Here is a 1,260-nt window from a genome sequence, read left to right on the forward strand (position 1 = left end):
TGAAGTGACCCCAAAAGATTGGACAAAGTTAACTTTAAAAAATTAGGCTGCAAGAGTCCGGTATTGTACCGGACTTTTTGCATTTAGTTTCAGTTTTATTCTGTTGTTATTATAGTATTCAATATAGGTTTGGATATCTGTTTTCAGTTCATCGACAGATGTGTAATTTTTAACGTAGAATAATTCCGATTTCAGGATTCCGAAAAAGTTTTCGATCACTGCATTGTCGAGGCAGTTACCTTTCCTGGACATGCTCTGCTGCACTCCTTTCTGTTCCAGGGTACGTTGATAGGACTTCATCTGGTAATGCCATCCCTGATCGGAATGCATTATCAGGCCTTCCAGCTTCGTATGTTTTTTAAACGCCATATCCACCATTGTGCCAACCAGCCAATAACTAGGGCGGGTATCCATCTGATAGCTGATGATTTCTGAATTGAAAAGGTCGAGTATTGGGGACAAATAAAGTTTTTGCCCTGCCACAGCAAACTCTGTAATATCAGTGACCCATTTCTGGTTTGGCAATTCAGCCTTAAAAGCTCTTTTTAACAAATCAGGGGCAATCCTTCCCTGATCTCCTTTGTAGGAACGGTATCTTTTTAGTCTTAAAGTACACTTTAATCCGAGTTCACCCATAAGCCTGGACACTGTTTTGTGGTTGATGGTATACCCATTCTGTTTGAGTGTTGCTGTTACCCGACGATATCCGTAACGCCCCTTGTTTTCGTGAAAGATATCGGAGATCAACTTCTTAGCGGACGTGTATTTATCCTCCTTACTACGTTTGAGATAATAATAAAACGTACTACGTGCCATCTGTGAAATACGCAGTAATAAGCGTAAGTCATAGGTATGCCTTAATTCTTCGACTGCTTTGGTTCTGGTCCGCTCGCTTTCGACTCTTCCTGAATTAAGGCACTTAGCTTTTTTAGGTAGGCATTTTCTGCACGTAGATACTCCAGTTCCTCCTGTATAGCTGATGCCTCTGATATTGATGATTCTTTTTTCTTTTTTTTCTTTGGAACCGACATGCTTTTTGGACGCCCCACCTTTTTAGTTTCAAGACCCTCTTCCCCAAACTCACCGTAGAGTTTCATCCATTGAACTATTGTACTATCGCTAGGGATCCCAAAACAAATGGCTGCTTCATTCAAAGATAATCTCTTTTTTATCACCGAGAGAACACAGGCGATCTTAAAATCCTTCTCGTAAAAATTATTGTTGTGCTGATGCATCAAGCTGCCATGAGCCTCATAACGC

1 protein-coding gene and 1 pseudogene are annotated in these 1,260 nt (G+C 40.7%); both read right to left on the reverse strand.

The annotated features are described in order from the left end of the window. Window positions 1-42: 42 nt before the first annotated feature. Window positions 43-999 carry an IS3 family transposase gene (locus AC6CH7_RS26445; protein ID WP_498265559.1) on the reverse strand — a complete coding sequence of 319 codons (957 nt, stop codon included), beginning with the start codon at window positions 997-999 and terminating at the stop codon, window positions 43-45. A 95-nt stretch (window positions 1,000-1,094) separates the two neighbouring features. After that, window positions 1,095-1,235 (reverse strand): annotated as a pseudogene (locus tag AC6CH7_RS26450) (hypothetical protein); the annotation flags it as partial. Window positions 1,236-1,260: the final 25 nt, after the last annotated feature.

Source organism: Pedobacter sp. GQ55 (assembly GCF_059758925.1).